Source organism: Paenibacillus sp. AK002 (assembly GCF_053903045.1).
The window spans coordinates 3,000,585-3,022,549 of the sequence record NZ_CP096377.1 but is presented as its reverse complement, the minus strand read 5'-3'; the positions used below and the strand labels follow the sequence as shown (position 1 = coordinate 3,022,549).

Below are 21,965 nucleotides of genomic sequence, written 5' to 3'. Positions count from 1 at the left end.
CTTATTCCACCTGCTTCTCGAACTTATACCCGATGCCGAATACGGTTGTGATCAGATCGCCGGCATCCAATTTTTTGCGGAGCCTCTGAATATGCGTATCCACCGTCCGCGTATCCCCCATGAAATCATAACCCCAGACTAAATCCAGCAGTTCCGAGCGGGTATAAATCTTCCCCCGGTGACCGTACATGGTCATGAGCAGGTCGAATTCCTTCGGCGTAAGATCAACCGGGCTTCCGTCTTTCCTGACCAGTCGCTCTTCCGTTACGATCTCGATGCCCTTAAAGCGGATCACGGCTTCCGGCGCCCCTTCCCTATCCCCCTGGTTCGCCTGATCCAGCCGCCGGAGGATCGTGCGAATTCGGGCGACCACCTCCCTCAGATCGAAGGGCTTCGTAATATAGTCATCGGCACCAAATTCAAGCCCGAGCACTTTATCCGTAATGTCGGATTTTGCCGTAATCATGAATATGGGGATGTTATAGTCCGTTGTTACTTTTTTGCATATATCGAGCCCGCTTTGGTCGGGCAGCATCCAATCCAGAAGCAGCAGATCGGGATGAAATGCCGCAAGCTCCCTAAAGCCTGCGGCACCGCTGGACGCGGTACGGGTTTCAAAACCCTCCATCGCGAGGCCATAAGCCAGCAGATCGGCGATCGGCTCCTCGTCTTCGATAATGAGAATTTTCGTTTTTGTCATGAAGTCTCCATTCTTTCCGTATGAGCTAGTTAATGAATCGATTTTAGCATATACGGGCTGCTTATGATAAATCCATACTATTAGTATTCATTCAGGCTGAGATTCAGGCAAATGCAGCAGATCCGGTACGGTGACGAATGAATAGCCTTGGTCTTTCAAATCCGGTATGAACAACTCCAGGGCTTCAAGCGTGTTGGCAAGTTGATTCTTTCCGTTTGCGGTATGCTGCAGAATGATGCCTCCGGGCTTCAACTGCTTGTCGATGATCCTCATGATCTCCTGCGCGGACACCCCTGACCAATCCATCGTATCCACGGACCAGTTCACGACCGCTAAATCCATATTCTGTATAGCCTTCTCCTTGTCCGCATCCAAAGCGCCGTAAGGAGGCCTGAACAAGGATGGCCGATAACCGATAATGTCGTTCAGTTCCTCCTGCGTATCCGTTATCTGCTTCGTCGCTTCCTCCAAGGTCAACTCCTTGAAGTTGGGATGCGACCAGGAATGGTTCCCTATCGTGTGTCCCTCCTCCGCGATCCGCTGCACGGTCTCAGGATGTCTCTTTGCCCGGTCTCCTAATATGAAAAAGGTAGCTTTAATATCATGCTCCTTTAGAATATCAAGGATTTGGGGCGTAACAACGGCATCCGGGCCATCATCGAACGTTAGGGCGACCTGTTTTCCGTCTCTGGAAGATCCGTTAAAGTACACCTTCTTCTCCATGGATGGGTTCCCGGTTCCGCTTAGAGGGGATTCGGACGGTTGATCTAAATCCCCCTTTGCTTGCAGCTCAAACGAAAGTCGTTCGGTGCCCGTAAAGTAGTCTTTGAGCCCTTCCACTATGGCTTGTGCCGCAAGCTCTTGTCCGTCATCACTCAGCAGCAAACGCTCATCCTCGGCATTGGTCAGATACCCCGCTTCGATCAGCACGGCTGGCATCGTCGGCGTAGACAGTACTTTTAACTGCTCTTCCTTTACGCCGCGATCACGCAGCTCGATCGCCTTCACTACATGCTCCTGCAGGGTTTGGGCCAAAGGAATGCTGTCCTCATGCCGGTATAAGGTTTCGGTTCCCGATGTCATGGGGTCCGTATACGTGTTGCCATGGATGGAGATCATGGCGTCCGCATTCCAATCATTCGCGATGGCTGCCCGTTCTTCCAGCTCAATGAAACGGTCATCCGTGCGCGTCAAGAGAGGCTCGAACATAGGATCCTCCTCAAGGAGGGCTGCAATCCGTACAGCAAGGGACAGGTTGAACTCCTTCTCATAAGCGCCGCTGACGCCGGTAGCTCCGGGATCTTTTCCGCCATGACCTGGGTCGATGACGATACGAAATGTCCCTTGATGATCTGTCGTGGCAGGAAGTGACTGATAAGACTCCGCACGTTTGGCGGAAGATGCCGGTATCATTTCCACCGTGGATGCACCTGTGTTGACTACCAATCTGAATCCGACAATAAACATGATGGCAATGAGCAGAACATAGAATAGCATGGGAAATTTTTTGCGTTTCTTGTGATCAATCATGGCTCCTCCTTCTGGGTGATCGTGCTAGATACGATTCCATAAGAAGAATATAAAGGCCGGATGTGACAACGATTTTGCCAAGATGTCAACAACTTGTGTCCGAAACGATACTATGAAATCTATTTTCATAGGTTTTGAAGCACTGCATCACCTCAGCACAAAAAAAAGCCGCACAAAGTGCGGCTTCCCGAGATTCGTACCCTATTAAATTCATTAAGCCGCTGCGACGAGTAATCACCTGAAACGTCCAAAGACATATCGACCTCAACCGAAAGCAGCAGAAGGGTTAATATTATGGCTGCTACACGTTCAGCGAGTAGGACGAACGGGCGATCTCCGTGGCTTGAACCATGTTACGCAGGGAGGCAACCGTTTCTTCCATCCCGCGCGTCTTGAGACCGCAGTCCGGATTGATCCAGAACAGCTTCGGATCCAATACGCGCAGCGCCCGTTCGATCATGCTGGTCATCTCTTCCACGCGAGGCACCCGCGGACTGTGGATATCGTATACCCCGAGCCCAATCCCAAGCTTATACGTATTCACCTCGAAGCTATGGATCAGCTCGCCATGGCTGCGGGAGGTTTCGATCGAGATGACGTCGGCATCCATCGCCTCGATCGAATCGATCATGTCATGGAACTCGCAATAACACATATGCGTGTGAATTTGCGTGGTCGGCTGGACCGTGCAGGTCGTCATGCGGAAGGCTTTGACAGCCCATGCAAGATACTCCGCTTGGTCTTCTTCCTTCAGCGGCAGCCCTTCGCGAACTGCGGGCTCGTCAACCTGAATCATCCCGATGCCGGCTTGCTCGAGCGCTTCGACTTCCTGTCTGAGGGCATAAGCCAATTGGTACGCAATCTGTTCCCTCGAGATGTCCTCGCGTACGAACGACCAGTTCATGATCGTGATCGGCCCGGTCAGCATGCCTTTCACGGGACGGCTGGTCTTCGACTGTGCATATTTCGTTTCTTCTACCGTCATCGGCTGCTCGAATGCCACATCGCCGAAAATAACAGGAGGCTTCACGCAGCGGGATCCGTAAGATTGCACCCATCCAAACTGGGTGAAGGCAAATCCTCCAAGCTTCTCACCGAAAAACTCCACCATATCCGTTCTTTCAAACTCGCCGTGCACAAGCACATCCAGGCCGATCTCTTCCTGAAGCTTGATCCAAATATCGATCTGCTCCTGAATGAATTGCTCGTACTGCTCGTTATTCCACTCCCCCTTGCGCCACGCCTGGCGAGCCTTGCGCACCTCGGCTGACTGCGGGAAGCTGCCGATGGTCGTCGTCGGGAATATGGGCAGCTGCCACTTGTTCTGTTGGGCAACATGACGATCCGCGAATGGAAGACTGCGAGCCGGATTCTGAGCGCTAACCTCGGCTACAGCTCGCTGAACGTCGATTCGATTACGCTCTTCCGACTGCTTAAGCGCCTGAAGCGCAAGATCGTTATGTTCCAATTCCTTCTCGATACGGGCAGCTCCCGTGGAGATGGCTTTTGTCAGCAGATCCAATTCAATCAGCTTCTCGTCTGCAAAAGCGAGAGCGCCCTTTAGTTCAGGCTGCAATTTGGTTTCCTTGCTTACCGTCACCGGTACATGGAGCAAGCTGCACGAAGATTGCACGATCAAGCGCTCGCCTGCCACGTATTTCGTCAGCTCCTCCAATTGCGACAGCTTTTCGCGAAGCGACGCCTTCCAGATTCCGCGTCCGTCGATGATTCCAGCCCCCAAAACTTTGTTCGCCGGAAATCCGGATTGTTGGATGGCTTGCAGATTGCCTTTGTATCCGTGGACCAGGTCAAGACCGATGCCGCTAACCGGCAGCTGGATGATGTCCTGGTAGTTTTCCACCGATTCGAAGTAGGTTTGCAGCATGATGTTGAGGCCGGGTGCCGAAGCCGCAAACGTTTCATAGATGGTGGCTAATCGCTTCAGATCGGCTTCGCTTAATTTCGTAACCAGGATCGGCTCGTCGATCTGTACCCATTGAACGCCTTCGTGTGCAAGCTCCTGAAGGATCTGAACGTACAGCGGCAGCAATTTATCAAGCCAGGCATCCGTTTCCGAGGCTTGGTAGCCTTTGGACAGCTTCAGGAAGGTGAGCGGACCGACAATGACCGGCTTGCCTTCAATGCCGAGCTTTTCTTTGGCCTCCCGATAGGCTGCAAGCGGCCTATTCTCGGTAAGAACAGGAACAGCTCCGTCCAATTCCGGCACGATGTAGTGATAATTGGTGTTAAACCACTTGGTCATTTCACTTGCTGTAGCATCCTTCGTGCCGCGTGCAATCCCATAGTATACAGACAATGGAACAATGCCGCCCTCATATGGGAACCGCTTGGGTACGATGCCGAACATGGTGGCCGTGTCCAGGATATGATCGTAATAACTAAAATCATTGACGGCGATCAGATCAATTCCGCTCTCTTGCTGCTTGCGCAAATGATTCAACCGAATCTCCTGCAGTTGCTTGTGAAACTCTGATTCTTCGAGCTTGCCCGCCCAGAACGCTTCTAAAGCTTTCTTCCATTCCCGATCAGCGCCAATACGCGGATATCCCAGTACACTGCTTTTTGCCATCTATGTAACACTCCTATACAAATTGTTACAAGAAAGATATCACGTATCGCCCGGTATAGTGTAACTCAAATAAGCTATATCTAGTTATAGCCTGCGGCTATAGCGAGGCAGCTGAGATGATGAATGAAGACTCTCCTTCCTTCTTGCCGATCAAGCGCTTGTCATATGAATGATCTGAAAAGAAGCAACGCAAAAAACCGCGTTATTACGCGGTTTCTCATCACGGTCTTCATGCGATTCTATTATTTGAAATGAGATGATTGTGATGTCTATGCCGAATCTCGGATCCAAGCATCCAGCAAACGGAACGTTTCCTTCGCCGAATCGATGATTTCATCGGAATCATTCAAGCCGTTCGACAGCAGCGCTTCCCGGAATTCGGTCCATCTTGGCTTGGTCTCTTGACCGTATGCATGGAAATAACGAATGCCCGACTCGGGACTTACGGGCAAGAACTTCATCAGTTGTTTCGTGATGACTTGGCCACCGAGTGTGGACCCCTCCATCACATAGAGATACCCCCATATTTGCGCAGGCGTGCCCAGCTCGGGCAGCCGGCTGCACAGCGGAAGCTGATTTATTTCATCCTGAGTCATATCCAGATGCATCAGATCTTCTTCCAAATGTTCCGACTTCATCCGCATCGACATATCCAATCCCATATCGTTGACGGCATCCTCTGCCATAAACTTCGTTTCGGCCGGTTTAATGAATCCGTAAAACTTCGCTAAATATGATCGATATTGATCGATCGTCAGGGTCTGGTCGAATGCAGCCTTCGCGTATGGATTCTGTTCGATTTGTTCATGCTGCGGTGCCGTCTCTTCTCTTAACCGTTCTAAAATCCGTGTGCTCAATGGATAACCCCCTATCATGTTTCGAGCTGTGTTGCTGGATCAAAGCACATCTTCAGCAAACCATAATCCGAGGTGTCTGACGGTCGATGAACCCTGCGATAAATATATCATAACGAGATTCATATGAATACATAGCAGGCTCCTCGGTTTCGGTAGCCGGGAACGAAAAGAACGAGAGGCGGTCATTATAGGTTGTCTATGCTGTTCAGCACCAAAATCAGTCCCGCAATACACAAAACCCACGAAAGCACCGATCCGGAGCTCTGGGCGATTTTCAGCCGCAGCTTCTCCAGCGGAGGCTGCACCATGCGGCCAAATGCAAGGTGTGCACCGAGCAATAGGAGCGGAGGAAGCACCATGATCACATTATACGCAGCCAGGACGGGTACCCATTGAACCGGTGTCAGTTGGGCCGATGTCATCAGCCCGATCGCCGCAAAATAGGGCAGTGCCGTCGCCACCTCCAGCAGGGACGTGGTGAAACCCAGCCCGATCATCGCCCCGAGGCTTTTGGATCTTGGACGTCTCGGTTCCGTCGTCTTTTTCGTCGGGACAAAAAAACTGGCAGCAAACAAAACGCCGCCGGTAACAGCCATAACCCAGCTTACCGTTCGATTCTGAAAGATGCCTGTTACGCTCTGAAGAACAGCATCCAAACCGAGCATCAGTGCGGCACCAACCAAGAAATAAAAGCCTGCCACCGTGAACAAATAGACCAATAATCGGGTGATCAACCGATCCCGCTCCGTCAACAGCAAATAAACCGTTACGCCGAGCGTGGCGGGGCTCAAGGTATCCAGGAGCGACAACGCACCTACGGAGAGCAGCAGTTCCGTTGTCATGATGTCTCCCCCTCTTCGTCTAGTTTTTCTTCCACTCCTGTAGCATAGATATTAAATGCCAGCTCCATAAACTGAAGAAGCTCTTCCTCAATGGGGTACAAGCCCATCTGCTCGGACTGCGAAGGAGATTTGCGGATCTCCCACAATTTATCCACGAAGGGGTCTTCGCCTTCAAAATGCTCCCGGCGTTTTTCATCCATGCGTCTGATGATCCTCTGTACTTCAGGAGAACCGGGTCCGTTCTCCATACGCTTTTTAAGCTGTCCCAGCAGAGCGATCCATTCTAGCGAATCCGGATCTGTACTGTTCATATTCGGGAGGAGGTCCAGCAGCTCTTCTTCGCGCCTCTCAAACATTTGTTGTCGGAACGCATGCTTTAATGAGGGGTCTCTTCCTGAGAGATGGATCAGCTTCTGAATCACATCCCAGCTTGTCTCCCCTTCCACGGCAATGCTATGCAGGACGGCCCGGAGCGCGGATTCCATTTGGTTCAGCTTGTTTTGTTCATTCTTCACGAAGTCCAACTGATTCATCAAACTGGATGACCAGTTCCATTCCGGGTTCGAAATCATATCCGAAATTTCCTGCAAGCTGAAGCCCAGCTTTTTCAGAAACTGAATTTGCTGCAGCTTCTTTAGCTCCTCCTCGCTGTATATCCGGTGTTTACCAGGAGTCTTGGCTGCCGGAATCAGCAGGCCGATCTGATCATAATAGCGAAGCGTTCTTACCGTAATGCCCGTCTGTTTGGACAATTCTTGAATGGGAATCGATTTCATCACCTGCTTTCTTAAGTTCTCCGGTAACTCCACTATACAAGATGACGCAACGTCACTTTCAAGTCATTTTCGAAGAAAATCATGTCCATGCACATATAAAACAAAAAAAAGCCCCGGCTTTCGGGCTTTTTCCATACCATGCTGGTATCATTTCAAGCTGAGGATTTTCGTTCGCGTTATCCCGACCAGATAGAGGACGATGGGAATCACGATCAAGTGGAGGAGCGCATAGCTTGACCACACGTTCTGAATGATATCGGCGACATAAACGGTGTTGATGTATGTATTCCAGGCCACGACGACAAACAGCACGGACAACGGATAAATTAACGAATTCTGGTCCTTCAGACCGAACACGGTTTTCATGCCTTGAAGAATCGAAAGATACAGCAGAGAAATCTTGATAAAAAAAGTCAGGATCCACAGCGTAATCAATATGCCTTCGACACGTTGAAAGAAATTCCCTAAATTAATCGTCTTCGCAAGTGCATATGCCGGAAACGTGCTGTTCTCCGTCTGTTCAATCCCCAAAATTAGCACGCTGAGCAGGACGGCAATGCTAAGGACGAGCCCGCCTGAAGCGGCTCCCCGCATCAATGCCCTCTCCCCTTCCTTCTCTCCTTTGACCAAGGGCAGGAATACCATTAACACAATCAGCTCCTGGAACATGGAAGAATGGAATCCGGCCTTAGCCACGGGCATCCAGCCTTCCTCCAGCATCGGCTTGATATGGTTCCAATCGATCTGGGGGATAAGCGAGAGGACAAGGACCATAAACAGAAATACGATCCACGGAAACATCAATTCACCGACGCGGGCCAACAGAATGATGCCCATTCTGGCGCACATGACGGCCGCTATTAAGAACAAGATTTGAATGGCCTCGATCGGGGTCTCCGGCATCATTTCACTGCTCAGAAAAAAGCCCAGGTTGCCAAGTAAAGTACCTGTAAGAATCAAAAAATAAAACAAATAGATCAGCGAGAAGAGTTTGCCCAGCAGCTTCCCTAGCACCTTTTCGTGTATCTCGAAGATCGATTGGCCGGGATAGAGACGCGCAATGGCTATATACAGCACGACCATGAGGAGGTTAATGAGCAAACTGAAGAGAGAGGCCATCCACGCATCTTCCCGGGCGGTATGCGCTAATCCGGAAGGCGTAACCAGAATCGAGGTACCGATGGTCAAACCGAAGGCCAGTATATAAAATTGCCGTGGTGCGATATCCTTGTATTTGATCACGTATTACCAAACCCTTCCTCATTATGAGATCAATCCGCTCAGGGGCTGGACCAAGGCGCCGATCCAGTCCAGCGGCCTTAAATAAGGCACCTCCATCATATCTCCGATCAAAGCCAGCAAGGTTACTCCCCATACCGCATAGAATACGATGATATCCCTGATGGAGCGCAGCTTCAGAAGATGACGGGTTTCCGTAACGAGAACGACGGCTAGAAAGAATATGAATAACCAATGCCAATTCACGGCTCATCCACCTTTTGGTTTAAGGGTTGTATGATGGATCCGATCCGGCGGATCGCTACATCGGTGTCCACCCGGATACTCATCGTTTTAAAGCTTTCCCCCCAATGATCCCGGTATTTTTTCCAAACGTCCGGATATTTACGGTGCAGAACCTCGCCGAATCCAAAAACGTCGGCTCCATAACGCTGCTGGACCAGCCCGATGTGCTTCCGAATGTTAGCGTTATATTTATCCTCGATGTCCTTCTCCAATTCGTCGATGACGGCAGGTTGACTGATATCAATCGCGCATTGAACGGCATTCACGTCGGCCTCGATCTCCAATTCGGCTGAAAAAGCGGGGGTTCCATCCGCATTGAGCTTAACGTCCAGCGTTGTGTCCGCCCGGTTCACGGCGAATCCGACAATACCATCGTCCGGACATACAATGAATCCCGTCGTGGTGTCGACTCTATTCAGGACATAATTGACGGCCTTGCTGGGAGGTTCCCCCAGCCATCCGACCAACCGGTCCCCCTTGAATACGCCGAGCCCCGTATGCTGAAGAAGCGTGGAAGGATTGATTTGCTTCACGTTCTCCATGGTCTGGCCTTCGGCTAAACTGCCGCTTAATTGGACTCCGGATAACACCGGGTCTGACCCGCTGCGCTTTAGCTCCGTCACGAACTGCTGCAAAGTGACTTTCCCCGTCGCCGCCCATTTTTTTTCCGAGATCAGAATGGAGGTATAGAGCGAATTCGCCGGAACATATTCGAATGGCGTAACGACCTCTAGAATCTCCGCAGCTTTTCCATTCTTGGCGACGAGCATAAAGAAATCCGTTCGAAGCTGATGATTCCGGGAGATATAATCGAGGACATCGCTGAGCCCTGACCTGGCCAGATCCTCACCGAATACCAACACGCGAACGTGGGACAGATACGGCATCCGGGGGGCCATGCTCAACATGCGCTGCAGGGCGTCGGGTATGGTTTTGCCGACGGACTTATAGGTCACGGCAGGAAGACTGCCCATCGATCCGCCTTTTTTGGAGCCGGCCTCGGCGGAATTAAGCACCTGAGCAGTAATGGCATACCCATTCTCATGGGTGTCGATGCCAAGCGCCATGACGACGGCCAGCTCATTCAGTTCTTTTCTGCTCCAGCATCCAGGGGTGAAGGTCAAGCATAATATGAGCAGGACTGAAAGTATTTTTCTTTCCAACACGATAACCAGTCCTCTCTGCATGAAATAGAGACTTCGAATTCAAGTCCTCGTTATTTGTTGGCTTATGTCTTGGATTTGGTCAAGTATTTTTTCATGCTGTGGCGGGACAATCGCAACAAGGCATCCTTTTGACTCCGCCATCTTATGGGGGCGAATGAGGTCATATACGGAACCCCCATGGACTGGAGGCTGCATAGGTGGAGGCCGATGATGATCATGCCGATTATCATCCCGTACAATCCGAATGACGCAGCGATTCCCATGAGCCCGAATCGCAAGATCCGAACCGAGATTCCGATATTGAAAGCCGGCAGGGCAAAATTCGCAATCGCCGTCATGGACACAACGATCACCATCGCGGCCGATACGAGACCCGCTTCCACGGCGGCTTGACCGATGACCAGCGTGCCTACGATGGAGACGGATTGGCCGATCGATTTAGGCAGCCGAATGCCCGCCTCGCGCAGAATCTCGAACGTAATCTCCATGATCAGCGCTTCGATGAATGCAGGGAAGGGAACCCCTTCCCGCTGTCCGATTAAGCTGGTCAACAGGTTGGTTGGCAGCATTTCCTGATGGAACGTGGTAATCGCAATATAGAGGGAGGGAGTAAGGAGCGCTATTCCGAAGCACAAGTATCGAAGCAGTCGAACCAAGCTGGCAAAATCCCACCGCTGGTAATAGTCCTCGCTCGATTGAAACAGCTGGACGAACAGGGCGGGAACCACCAGAACAAAGGGCGTTCCTTCTAAGAAAATAGCAATGCGCCCTTCCAATACAGCAGATGCAATGACGTCGGGCCGTTCTGAATTATATACCGTAGGAAAAGGACTATAGCGATGATCCTGAATCATCTCCTCGATGTAATTGCTCTCCAGGACGCTGTCCAGCTTGATTCCATCCAGTCTTCTGCGTAGCTCGTTCAGTACATCGACATCGCATAATCCTTCCATGTACATCACGGCCAGCTGCGTATTTGTGTGCTCGCCGACGGTTCTCTCTTCCAAGCGCAGTTTAGGGCTTTGAATTCTTCGCCGGACCAAAGCCGTATTCTCTCGAAGCGACTCGGTAAAGCCTTCCCTTGGACCTCTTACCACGGATTGCGAGCTGGCTTCCTCCACTCCCCGCTGTTTCAGCGTTTCCGTCCCCACATACAGGGAGGTGGCGGTTCCATCCATGAAGATGATCGTATTGCCGGAGAGCAATTTCTTTTCAACCTCTTGAAAGGTCCGGGCTTCTCCTACTTTTCCCATCGTGATCGTCAGTTCCTGCAGCATTTTCATCCGTTCTTCCGGACGCTGGTCGGGGAGATTCATGAACAGCGGCATATCGGCATGAATCGCTTCGATTAGATAACGGGGATCTCCCATCCCCTCAATATAGACCATTACCGAGGGTATGGCGCCTAGTTGAAGCTCGCGGTAAATAATATCTCCGCTTTGTCCGAAGCGGCTCTTCATATCGTCAATAAATTGCGTCAGGGATGCCGGCAAATTTTCTTGCGGGGCTTCGCCCGGCGTTAAGTTCTTCATCATCATGGAAACGACTCCTCGTGCCTACACGGCCAGCTTTGCCCTACAAGGAATTTAAGTTACCTTCAGTTATCTTTTCCTCTACTGTTCCCGTAGTTGGATATATTATGCTTTTTAAGCATTTTGACATAAAAGCGGAATACATTTCTGACATTGGATTCCTGTTCCAGGGCACCTCTAACAAAGAAAGCCCGGCCAGAGATTCTCTCTGGTCGAGCTTTTTTTAACACGATGAATTGAAAAATATCCTATCGCTAAGAGTTACTTGTCTTCTACGTCCTGAACGAAATTGAGCACAGCTTCGTCCACTGCCGCGGTCTGTCCAAGGTCCGGTTGATCTGACAGTTCTGCTTCGCAGCATTCGGGACGGCCGTGCAGTTCAAAAAGAACCAGCTCGTTTTCCCCTTTGCGCAGTAAAGGGCCGGGAATATATAGCGCCTTCTGCGGTCCCGCATTCCAGTACCGGCCGAGATTGAAGCCATTGATCCAGGCGACGCCCTTCGTCCAGCCATCAAAGCGAAGAAACGTATCCCCGATCTCCTCCACCTCGAAGCATCCACGGTAAAACCCTGGCAGACCCGCGTTGTCCCTCTCCGGCTTGGACGGTTCTTCTTGCAACGCCTGCTCTTCCTGCGTAACCGGCGTATAAGAGAGCCATGACAGTTTCTCGGGCTCGAGCGGCAGGGTCCGGATCGTCCAGTCGTACAGGAACTGGTTATCGATTCTCACGCCTTCCGTGATTCCCTTGGGATCGCGAATCAGCGGCCCATAATTGATCCGGCCCATATTCTCCACGAGAATATCCAGCCTTGCACCGTCTGCGGGTACGGTAATATCGAGCGGCTTTGAATTCCAGCGTTCGACGACCCCAAGCGGACGACCGTCCAGGAATACCTGGGCGCGATCACGAACCTCCTGAATATGCAGCTGCTGACCGTGCCGCGGTCCCTGGATAAATGTGCTGTACATGATAAAACCATAGGACTGTCCGTATTTTTCCATCGGCTGAATGCATACGCTTTTTATCGGCTCTGATAATTGCTGGAGATTGGTTTCCGTAAACAGGCCGGCCATTTCAGACATGGCAACCTTTCCGTAGGCTGCTTTTGGAACGGGCTCAGGGAAGGTACAACCCGGCGCAAACCCATGCTTGCTGAGCACCCTCCGGACCGCCTCGTATTTCTCCGTTTTATCCCCCCATTCCGTTAAAGGGGCATCATAATCGTAGCTTGTCGTCGTAGGCTCATAGGCCTGGATGTGATTCGCTCCACTGTAAAAGCCGAAATTGGTTCCCCCGTGGAACATGTACATATTCATCGAGGAGCCCTTCTCCAGCATTTCATCCAGTACGCCGGCGACATCCGCGGCATCCCGCACGTGATGGTCCTCCATCCAGTGATCAAACCAGCCGTTCCAAAACTCCATCACCATCAGCGGCTCTTCCGTACGATATTCCCGGTATTTCCGGAAGGATTCTTCAACCCGGGAACCAAAATTCACAGTTGCGTGCACATTGTTCAGCGTCCCGCCGAGCAGCATTTCGTCGGTTGGCCCGTCGGAGGTAAAGAGTAGCACATCGATGCCTCGCCGTACCAGTCCTGCACGCAAATAATCCAGATAAGCGTGATCGTTGCCGTAACTGCCGTATTCATTCTCGACCTGAACGGCCAGAATCGGCCCTCCGTTAGAAGACAGCAGCGGAACCAGTCTTGGGATCAGCTCATAGTAGTAATGATCCACCTTGCTCAAATAGAGCGGGTCGCTGCAGCGAAGACGTATTTCTCCATAACCAAGCAGCCAGCCCGGCAACCCTCCAAATTCCCATTCCGCACAGATGAACGGGCTGGGTCTGACGATGACGTGCAGGCCCAGTTTCCCGGCCAATTCGATAAACGATGCGACGTCTGCCATACCGCTAAAGCTAAATTCCCCCTCCTGGGGTTCGTGCACATTCCATGCGATATAAGTTTCAACGGTATTAAAGCCGCAGGCCTTTAATTTTAATAGCCGGTCCTCCCAATATTCAGGGACGACACGAAAATAGTGAATCGCTCCCGATATGATCCGGTACGGCTGTCCGCCCAACAAGTATTGTCCGTTTCCCCATGTCAGCATTCCCATTCAGCTTCCCTCCACCTCATGTAAAAATTAAGGATTATTGCCCGCAATGATAAACCGCCATGTTTTTGATTCTCGGGCTTGCCGCCGATTTCAGCACCCGTAAACGCACCTTGTCGGCAGCTACCGGAGCGAAGGCATCGATTTTCTTGTGTCCGATCGCGCTGCCGCGTGTAAGCTCAAGCCACTCTCCATCAACGAAGGCTTCCAGCACATATTGGCTCACCCGTTCCCCGTAAGCAATATCCTCCATGATCACGGCATGATCGATCACGCATGACCGGGGAAGGGTCAACTGGGCGATCTCCCCCGATCCCGAGCCTTCGGCAAGGGAATGACCAAATCGAGACTGGATCTCTCTGCCGAATTCCAGAAGACGTCGTACATCGGCTTCCGGAAGCAGGCCATGATGGTCAGGCGCGACGTTGAGCAGCAAGGTCGCCCCATGTCCGACCGATCGATAGTAGATGTCCATTAGCTGATCCACGGACAACAGCTTGTGTTCTTCGTCCGGATGCCAGAACCAGCGGTCTTTTCGAATCGGAACATCGCATTCCGCGGGCACCCAGCCCGGCGTCTCGGGCAGCCATTTCAACGATTCCTCACTGAACATGCTGCCCCGCGAAGAATCCGCCGTGTTCCAGCAAGGATACGGCGCCACGCCATCCTCATTTCCGACCCAACGTATCGTAGGAGCCCCCATGTTAAAGATCATGGCACGGGGCTGATATCGTTTGACCAGTTCCATGATTCGAGGCCAGTCATATTCGCGGCCTTCCGACCCCGCGCCGTCAAACCAAATTTCCACTAGCGGGCCATAGCCCGATAAGAGTTCCTCCAATTGCCTGCAGTAAAAGTCATCATACTGTTGCGGGTCGGCATAACTCGGCTCGTGCCTGTCCCAAGGGGATACATAAATACCGAAGCCGATGCCCTCTTCCCGGCATGCATCCGCGCATTCTTTAACGACATCGCCCCGGCCTTCCCTCCACGGACTCGAGGCTACGGAGTAGTCTGTCGTTGCCGTTGGCCATAGGCAAAAGCCGTCATGGTGCTTGGCCGTCAATATGAAATAACGGAATCCGGCTTCCTTCGCGGATCGGACCCACTGTTTGGCATCCAGGCGGTCGGGATTAAACAAAGACGGAGCATCCTTGCCTTCCCCCCATTCCTGGTCGCAGAACGTATTGATACCGAAATGACAGAACATCCCGAGCTCCAGGTCCTGCCAGGCTAGCTGCTCCGGCGAAGGAACAACAAGCTGGTCCTTAATATTTCTTGATATGGACATAACTTCCCCTCCAACTCTCACCAGTCGTAAAAAAAGGGCTTTGGGGAAGCCCGTTAAATGGCCCCCCGAAACCCGCTTCCTACCAGGATTCTTATACCTCGTGCATTGCCCCGTTACTTGACAACGCCTTTTTCGTTAATGATTTTGGTGGCTTCATCGACCATCCATTGTTGAACCTCATCAATCGGCTCGTTGCTGAGCATGAACTTCGCAAAGCCGTCATTAATGATCTTGGTCAATTCCGAAGTATCCGTCATCATGATCTTAGCTGCATCCAGATACTGGATTTCATCGCTGAACAGCGTATATTTCAACGACTCCATATCGTACTTATCCTCTTTACCGGCAACCAGCTTTGTCAACAGTTCTTCGTTATTCGCTTTCTTGTAGCCAGAGAACTCGAGTCTGTTGTCGGAATCGGCCGTTGTCATGAATCTCATAAGCTTGAAGGATGCTTCCTTGTTCGTGGAATTGGCACCCAGCGCCAGCATATTGCCGCTGGTGAAATATTTTCCTTCATACTCTTTCGGTTCCGATCCTGCAGGAGGCACAGGTACAGGAGCGAAAGCTGTTTTGAAATCATGCGGATATTGCTCGGTATTGCCTGGATCCGCTACCGTAAAGTTGCCTGTAAGAATCATAGCAGCTTCTTCATTAAAAAATTCAGTACGGTAGTTCAGCTTCGCGGCAAGCACGTCACTGTAAGGTTTGGCCGACTTATCCGACTCCTCCATATCTTTGCGGAGCTGGAAGAAGTATTTGTAGGTCGGATCTGCCAGAATGGTCGTTCCGTCCTCATATACGAACGGGTCCTTCATCATGGTTTGCGCCGGAGCGTTCATATAAAGCTCCCATGTATGGAAGTAAGAACCGTAACGCTTGTCAACGCCTTCGCCCTTGGTCAGCTTTTTGGAATAGTCGCGGTAATCATCCCAAGTCCAGCCGAATTTCGGAACCTCAAGTCCCGCTTCATCCAGGGCATCCTTGTTGAGCATCACATAGTTTGTGCTCTTGGTGTACTGCATGCCATAATACTTGTCCTCTAGCTTGGCATTGACAAAGTATTCGTCTTCCGGAACGAGACTCTCCTGCTCATAGAACTCGTTCAGGGGAGCAAGGGCTCCGCGTGAGGCCCGTTCGAGAACTCCGCCCAAGCTTGGGAATTGAATAACATCGATCGCTTCACCGGATGAGATCAGGAAATCCAGCTTTTTCAACATTTCCACGGAATCGCCGGGAACCAGAACCACATGCTCGACCTTGATATTCGGATTCTGATCCATAAATTCCTGGAGCATGGCGTCCGTACCCGCTTGTTGAGCTTCGTTATCCCAGTTGTAATACTTAACGGTAACCTGCTTGTCCGTCTGACCGCTCCCACCGTTCGTGCTGGCACCGCTTTCTGACCCGGATTTCCCGCAGCCGCTTAATACCAGGGTGCTCGCCAGGATCGTGCTAAGAATGACGGATAATCTGTGTTTGCTTTTTTTCTTCATCTTACTTCCCCCTGCACAGATAAATTAGTTGTGGTGCTGTTTTCATGTTCATTATAGGCACCAGCATGGCCGATCAAGTGCACAATTTTGAGGTTCTAGGATTACATTTTTGACTTTCCGAACTTCTGAATTTTGACTTTAGACTTCGTATCAACCTTTTACCCCGCCCAAAGCAATGCCGTTTATAACCTGCTTTTGCAATGCGATGAACACAATGACCAGCGGAATGATTGCCGAGACTGACGCCATCATCATAATGGCATAGTTGTTGGTGTAGTCATCACGGAACAGCGTCATCCCCAGCGGAATCGTGTATAAGTCCTTGTCCAGCAAGAAGATGAGTGGATTCTGGTAATCGTTCCACGTCCATATGAATTTAATAATCGCCACCGTAGCCAGCACAGGCTTGCACAGCGGAACCATAATGGAAGCAAATGTCCGCAGATGACCCGCTCCGTCAATTCTGGCCGCCTCCAAGTATTCATCGCTGATCCCGTTCATAAATTGACGCAGCAGGAACGTAAAGTAAATCGAAAACATGCTCATGAAGATGATGGCCTCATGCGTATTGTAGAGTCCAAACCAGCGAATGAGCAGAAACCGCGGAATGAGCGTTGCCTGATCCGGAATGATCATGAACGAGAGCAAGGCCATAAAAACAATATTCCGTCCCTTGAATCGAATCTTCGTTAACGCATAACCTGCCATGGATGAGATAATCAGGGTGATTAGGGTCGTAATAATCGCTATTTTAAAAGAATTAAAATAGAAATCATAGAAGGGAACTCTTCCCATCCAGACCATCTTGAAATTGTACGCCAGATTCACCTTTTCCGGTATCCATTGAATCGGGAATCGCATAACATCCTTCTCATATTTAAAAGCCGCGGAAATCATCCAGATGAGCGGAACGAGAAACACAATGGACAATGCCCCCATGATAAAGGTGACTACCACTTTGGACGCGTTTTTTCGAAGCAGCTGCATGTACATTCCTCTCCCTCCTTATTCTTCATTTCTCATTTTCCAGGTGAGCGCGGTAATCAGACCGATAATCGCGAACAGCAGCCAGGAAATGGCCGAAGCGTATCCCATGTTGTAATATTGAAAGCCTTCCTCATAGATGCGGAATACAAGCACGGTAGAAGAATTGTTCGGGCCGCCTTCCGTTAAAAAGGCAATGATGTCAAACACTTTAAACGAGCCAATCAACATCGTAATCAACAGGAAGAAGGTTGTCGGACGGAGCATCGGAACCGTGATGGCAAAAAACTTTTTAATTGCACTGGCACCGTCAATATCCGCCGCTTCGTAAATTTCATTCGAAATGTTCGTAAGCCCGGCCATATAGATAATGATCGTGTAGCCCAAGCCCGCCCAGGAACTGATAATCGAAATCGCCAGGAGCGACGTTTTCGGATCGACCAGCCATTTCGGCGGATTGCTGATCCCGAGATCCATCAGAAACTGGTTGATTGGACCCAGAGATGGGTGGAATAATGCGCTCCACACGGCAGCAACCGCGATAATCGAAGAGATATAAGGAATGAAAAACGCGACTTTAAAGTAACTCTTGAAGAACACGCTGTTATGAATCAAAACCGAAAGCACAAGAGCGATGGCAATCGGGACCGGCACCGTAAGAACCATATAGATCAAATTGTTCTTTATCGCTTGAATAATGGTCGGATCATGGAACATCTTGATGTAGTTATCAAATCCGGTAAACTCGATCCCCTGCACACCCGACAGCATATCCCAATCGGATAAACTCAAATACAAAGAAAATCCAAGAGCAAACACGTTTAATAGCAGCATCCCGACGATTTCCGGGGCCAGAAACAGCCACCCGATCAAAGCCTCTTTCCGCTTGGGAGTCCAAAACTTCCGCCGGCTCTTGGGCACTGGTTGTTGTACAGCCTCCATGCAGCATCACCTCGACAATTTGTAAGTTGTCATTATAGTAATACATCCGCCATCGGCAAGAAGGAGGGATTATGACCAGCCATGTGCAAGATTTTGACCTAAAAGAAGCCCCACAAAGTGGAGCCTATGCTTCGATGCTTATTCCAAATACATTTATGGCTTGTGCTTTGCTGAAAACTTTAAAAAGCCGCCCTTGACGGGCGGCATGCTGCTGTATAAGTGAATGAAGTGCTATCGGTCCGCTTATTTACGCGCGGTGTATTTGGCTTTGTATTCGCTCGGCGTGGTTCCCACGTATTTTTTAAACACTTTTGAAAAATACGTCCGGTCCGAATAACCTAAGCCCATGGCCAACGACTCCAGATTTTGCCCGGACATTCTGAGCATTTTGGTGGCCATCTTCATTTTGTATTGATGCACGTAATCCGTGAAGGTCAGCCCCGTCATCCGTTTGAAATATCGCGAAAAATAGCTCGGATTCAAAAACAGATAGCGTGCCATGTCGATCGACGTGATGTTATCGTCAAGATGCTGATCGATATACTGCTGGATCACCTGCAGCTTCGGCTCATGAGCGTGGTTTCCCGCCCCCGTTTGCCGGGTTCCCGTCATCTGGGTCAGCTTTCTCTCCACCAGTTCCATCATATCCTCCAAGGTGCGGGCTAAAGCAAGATAGGCGAATAGATCTTCATCGAATTTGAGACTGGACATCATCAATTCGATGCCGCGAAGCATGGAGGACAAATCCCTGGCAAAGTCGCCCGGATCAATAGACAGTTCTTTTGCAGTACCGGCGATCTTTTGAAGCGTGCATCGTATACCGTCTAGATCCTGCTTGATGAGTTTCCGTTCCAGCTCGGATACGTAGCCGTCAAGAAACCCTTGAGGCGCGGATTGGAACCACCTTGTCCGGATTTGAGAAACCTCGGTTATCGTATAATCGGTATTTTCGTAAAATTCGCACCTGCCGTGCAGAATTTCCTGATAGACGGAGCCGATCGAGCTTAATTCCATTTTGTCCGTAACCGCGATGACGTTCGGTTGAATTTTGAGAAAGTGGACGCATTGATATCGCAGCTGCTGCAAATAATTGTGCAGATGCAAGCTGGCATTCTGTGCGAGATTCACCCTGAAGTTATGCAGAATCACAATGTTCCCCTGTTCCATGAACGGCGTAATGCCTTCAAACGATTCCGACAATTCCATCGCGATATTATAGACTGCGTATAAAATCAGCGGCAGCTCCGTTTTTCTGAAACGCTGGTCAAAGCTGGAGAGCCGAATGCTGACCAGTCCCAGCATAAACCATGGATACGTCCAGGAGATGCCGATCTGCCCCGCATAAGCCAAAGTGGACTCGGAAGGCGAGCCGTTGATTACCCTTTGCAGCAAATCCTGCCGAAAGAGCTGACTGTTGTAACTCGCCGCCTCGCGATGAATCAGACCGGCCCGCGTCTTTAATAAGTGCACGGATTTGCCAAGGCTCTGTTCCAGCTGCTCGGCCGTAAGCTGATCTTTGATCAAATAGTCGTCTGCTTGCAGTTTTACGGCTTGCTGGGCATAATGAAAATCTTCATGGCAGGTCAGGAAGATAATCCGAACCTCCGGCTTCATGCGAATAAAATGTTCTGCCAGCTCCATGCCGTTTTTTTGCGGCAGCCCGATATCCGTAATGACGATGTCCGGCCTCACTTCATCAAACATATGCAGCGCTTTCGCGCTGGAATACGTACTGCCGGCAATCTGCAGATTGTTTGCCTCCCAGTCAATCATCTGCTGCAATACCTTGAGCATGGGAACGTCATCGTCGATAAGCATTACTCTATACATCATTCTTCCTCTCCCTCCGGCAAAAAACCATGATGATGACTTAAGGGCAAGTACAGGGTAACTGACATTCCGCCATGCGGAAGGTTGGCGAGCGTCAAACTCGCTTCCGGTCCGAAGGTCAATCGGAGTCTTTGGACCACGTTCATCAGACCGACTCTCTCGTAGGCTCCGTCCTGCTCTTCGGTTGGTTGCCCCAGCCTGCGGTTCAGGCATTCGAGCAGTTCTTCATCGGCCCCTGTACCGTTGTTTGTAATCTCAATCCTGATCCCGTCCAGGCTGCTTCGGGAACGGATCTCAATGCGTGGAGTCTGATGGTCGACAAGCCCGTGGACGATGGCATTCTCAACGATAGGCTGCAAAATGAGTTTCGGCAAAATAAGCCCCTCGGTTTCCGGGTCCAGGTCAACCTTTAAATGAAGCGGGATTTCGTTGCGGATTTTCATAATGTCGACATAATGGCCCAGCAGCTTGCATTCCTCGCGTAAAGTGGCTGGCTCATTAACCTTGAGATAAGCCCGGAGCAAACTCATCAGGGAATCTATGATGCCGCTGTGAAGCGTATCCTTCGTCAAGATCAGGCTGCATTTGATCGAATTCAGCGTGTTGATCAAAAAATGGGGGCGGATTTGCATAAACAAGGCTTCGAGCTCCATCACCCGCTTCTGTTCCTGCTCCTGTTCGATATCGTGAATCAACCGCTGCAATTGATCGAGCATCGTATTCAGCGTCTGCCCCAATTCGGCGATATCATCCTTGCCCTTGACCTCCAGTCTGACATCCAGGTTTCCCATCCCGAACTGGCGGACCACCCGCTGCAGCTTGTGAATCGGACTGTGGAGCCTCTTGGCCATCAGGATGGACATCCCGAAGAACACCAGAAACAGCAGAAGAACACCGGCAAGACCGGTATAAAAAGTCCTGGAAATCTGCCCCGACCACTCTTTCTCCGAGGCCTCGTAAGCCAGCTTCCAGTTCGATTTCAATATGGTTCTGTCCGTTCGGACGCTGCCCTTGGTTTCCGTATGATGCGGAATCAGCCCGGTATGGCCTGCGATGAATTCCCCGTTAGCGTCAAAGAGCGCCACCTTGCCAAAGTCGATCGTACCCAGCAGCTTGTTGAAGTACGTATCGGAAATGGCGCTGAGCAATACGGACACTTGCCTCTTCTCGCGGCTGTCATAGATGACCCTGGCTATATAATAGCTTTTTCCGTTTCCTGCCGAGTCGCCGCCGGCCATCCCAAGCCATTGCAGGGTTTCAGGTTTACTGAGATCGACGCGCTCCATCAGCTTGTCGAGGCTTCCGTTGATTGCGGTCAAATCCTCCGTGCCGGAAGAGATGACGAACTGCTGACGGTTGACCAGGTACATGCGGACGTTATTATTCAGCGGCTTCGAATTTATCAGGGAGAACACGTCCTGTATTTGTCTGAAATGCACATAATCCTGATAAGTAGCCAGCCGTTTGGTGTCTGCAAATGACTTCAGGATATTGCGAACATTCGTATCGTTCACGATAAAATGGGAAGCAAACGTGACATCGTCAATCGTCTTGCTCAGCTCGTCGGTCATGACGTTCAGGACATTCTCGTTGCTGAGCTGCAGCTTCTCTACCATCGTATTTCGGATCAGAACAAATGAAATGATAGAAACCGCGATCAGCGGAATAAAGATCAGCAAAAGGAAAGACAGCTGAATGCGTTTGTAGAAGGTGAATTTGAACATTTTTCTCTGCGCCTCTCTTGTGCTCTAGTCCTCTTTATTCTATCAGTCCTTTGTTCTGGCGGC

The 21,965-nt window shown here is 50.6% G+C and carries 18 protein-coding genes; 1 reads left to right on the top strand and 17 read right to left on the bottom strand.

What is annotated here, in order from left to right; genetic code table 11:
- Position 1 precedes the first annotated feature (1 nt).
- From M1D70_RS13550 to M1D70_RS13480, 15 genes are all read right to left on the bottom strand, one after another.
- Positions 2-700 carry a response regulator transcription factor gene (locus M1D70_RS13550; protein ID WP_456290116.1) on the bottom strand — a complete coding sequence of 233 codons (699 nt, stop codon included), beginning with the start codon at positions 698-700 and terminating at the stop codon, positions 2-4.
- Positions 701-787: 87 nt separating this feature from the next.
- Positions 788-2,230: an N-acetylmuramoyl-L-alanine amidase gene (locus M1D70_RS13545; protein WP_456290115.1), complete on the bottom strand. Its 1,443-nt coding sequence runs from the start codon at positions 2,228-2,230 to the stop codon at positions 788-790.
- Between the two features lie 301 nt (positions 2,231-2,531).
- On the bottom strand, positions 2,532-4,820 hold the full coding sequence (gene metE / locus M1D70_RS13540) for a 5-methyltetrahydropteroyltriglutamate--homocysteine S-methyltransferase (protein WP_456290114.1): 2,289 nt from the start codon (positions 4,818-4,820) through the stop codon (positions 2,532-2,534).
- Positions 4,821-5,089: 269 nt separating this feature from the next.
- The gene (locus M1D70_RS13535; RefSeq protein ID WP_456290113.1) at positions 5,090-5,677 is read right to left on the bottom strand and encodes a biliverdin-producing heme oxygenase; all 588 of its coding nucleotides are present in this window, start codon (positions 5,675-5,677) and stop codon (positions 5,090-5,092) included.
- A gap of 185 nt (positions 5,678-5,862) precedes the next feature.
- Complete coding sequence (locus tag M1D70_RS13530) at positions 5,863-6,519, bottom strand: GAP family protein (RefSeq protein WP_456290112.1); 657 nt, start codon at positions 6,517-6,519, stop codon at positions 5,863-5,865.
- A complete protein-coding gene (locus tag M1D70_RS13525) occupies positions 6,516-7,295 on the bottom strand; it encodes a MerR family transcriptional regulator (protein WP_456290431.1) in 780 nt (259 codons plus the stop codon). The genes M1D70_RS13530 and M1D70_RS13525 overlap by 4 nt, the downstream gene beginning before the upstream one ends.
- A gap of 147 nt (positions 7,296-7,442) precedes the next feature.
- The gene (locus M1D70_RS13520) at positions 7,443-8,537 is read right to left on the bottom strand and encodes a GerAB/ArcD/ProY family transporter (protein WP_009593527.1); all 1,095 of its coding nucleotides are present in this window, start codon (positions 8,535-8,537) and stop codon (positions 7,443-7,445) included.
- A gap of 21 nt (positions 8,538-8,558) precedes the next feature.
- Complete coding sequence (locus M1D70_RS13515; RefSeq protein WP_015734916.1) at positions 8,559-8,780, bottom strand: hypothetical protein; 222 nt, start codon at positions 8,778-8,780, stop codon at positions 8,559-8,561.
- Complete coding sequence (locus M1D70_RS13510) at positions 8,777-10,006, bottom strand: Ger(x)C family spore germination protein (RefSeq protein WP_050802837.1); 1,230 nt, start codon at positions 10,004-10,006, stop codon at positions 8,777-8,779. The genes M1D70_RS13515 and M1D70_RS13510 overlap by 4 nt, the downstream gene beginning before the upstream one ends.
- A gap of 41 nt (positions 10,007-10,047) precedes the next feature.
- On the bottom strand, positions 10,048-11,523 hold the full coding sequence (locus M1D70_RS13505) for a spore germination protein (RefSeq protein WP_456290111.1): 1,476 nt from the start codon (positions 11,521-11,523) through the stop codon (positions 10,048-10,050).
- Between the two features lie 255 nt (positions 11,524-11,778).
- Entirely contained in the window at positions 11,779-13,638 is a 1,860-nt protein-coding gene (locus M1D70_RS13500; RefSeq protein WP_456290110.1) for a glycoside hydrolase family 35 protein, read from the bottom strand.
- A 34-nt stretch (positions 13,639-13,672) separates the two neighbouring features.
- Entirely contained in the window at positions 13,673-14,926 is a 1,254-nt protein-coding gene (locus tag M1D70_RS13495; RefSeq protein WP_456290109.1) for an alpha-L-fucosidase, read from the bottom strand.
- A 113-nt stretch (positions 14,927-15,039) separates the two neighbouring features.
- Positions 15,040-16,422 (bottom strand): ABC transporter substrate-binding protein, encoded by a 1,383-nt coding sequence (locus tag M1D70_RS13490; protein WP_456290108.1) that lies wholly within the window; start codon positions 16,420-16,422, stop codon positions 15,040-15,042.
- Between the two features lie 150 nt (positions 16,423-16,572).
- The gene (locus M1D70_RS13485) at positions 16,573-17,409 is read right to left on the bottom strand and encodes a carbohydrate ABC transporter permease (RefSeq protein ID WP_456290430.1); all 837 of its coding nucleotides are present in this window, start codon (positions 17,407-17,409) and stop codon (positions 16,573-16,575) included.
- An 18-nt stretch (positions 17,410-17,427) separates the two neighbouring features.
- Positions 17,428-18,348 carry a carbohydrate ABC transporter permease gene (locus tag M1D70_RS13480; protein ID WP_456290107.1) on the bottom strand — a complete coding sequence of 307 codons (921 nt, stop codon included), beginning with the start codon at positions 18,346-18,348 and terminating at the stop codon, positions 17,428-17,430.
- Between the two features lie 71 nt (positions 18,349-18,419).
- Between M1D70_RS13480 and M1D70_RS13475 the strand changes: the two genes are divergently transcribed.
- Positions 18,420-18,545 (top strand): hypothetical protein, encoded by a 126-nt coding sequence (locus M1D70_RS13475; protein ID WP_456290106.1) that lies wholly within the window; start codon positions 18,420-18,422, stop codon positions 18,543-18,545.
- Between the two features lie 46 nt (positions 18,546-18,591).
- Here M1D70_RS13475 and M1D70_RS13470 read toward each other — a convergent pair whose 3' ends face one another.
- The gene (locus M1D70_RS13470; RefSeq protein WP_456290105.1) at positions 18,592-20,181 is read right to left on the bottom strand and encodes a response regulator transcription factor; all 1,590 of its coding nucleotides are present in this window, start codon (positions 20,179-20,181) and stop codon (positions 18,592-18,594) included.
- Positions 20,178-21,902: a cache domain-containing sensor histidine kinase gene (locus tag M1D70_RS13465; RefSeq protein ID WP_456290104.1), complete on the bottom strand. Its 1,725-nt coding sequence runs from the start codon at positions 21,900-21,902 to the stop codon at positions 20,178-20,180. Before M1D70_RS13465 ends, M1D70_RS13470 begins: the two co-directional genes overlap by 4 nt.
- Between the last annotated feature and the right edge of the window lie 63 nt (positions 21,903-21,965).